The sequence below is a fragment of the Paraclostridium dentum genome (assembly GCF_012922555.1).
Classification (GTDB): Bacteria; Bacillota; Clostridia; order Peptostreptococcales; family Peptostreptococcaceae; genus Paraclostridium; species Paraclostridium dentum.
In genome coordinates, this window is the sequence record NZ_WIPK01000183.1 from 1 (window position 1) to 333 (window position 333).

The 333-nt window shown below is 56.2% G+C and carries 1 protein-coding gene; it reads left to right on the top strand.

Annotated elements, in window-relative coordinates:
- Positions 1 to 50: 50 nt before the first annotated feature.
- Positions 51 to 333: RNA-binding protein (locus GFJ41_RS21295; protein WP_206001630.1), on the top strand; the 283-nt coding region annotated here is incomplete at its 3' end.

The window sequence follows — 333 nt, forward strand, 5'->3', positions numbered from 1 at the left end:
TACCTTTCTCCTAAAATTATAGTTTCTCTGTTTTTCTGTTTCTGGTAGCCATGGCCTCTGCGGAGATCGAGTACCGTTGCTTCGTCGGAGGGCTCGCGTGGGCCACCGACAATGATGCGCTGGAGAGGGCCTTTTCTCAGTATGGTGAGATCATCGAATCGAAGATCATCAACGACCGTGAGACTGGGAGGTCCAGGGGCTTCGGCTTCGTCACCTTCGGCAACGAGCAGGCTATGAGGGATGCGATCGAAGCAATGAACGGCCAGAACCTCGACGGCCGCAACATCACCGTCAATGAGGCTCAGTCTCGCGGATCTGGGGGTGGCGGTGGCG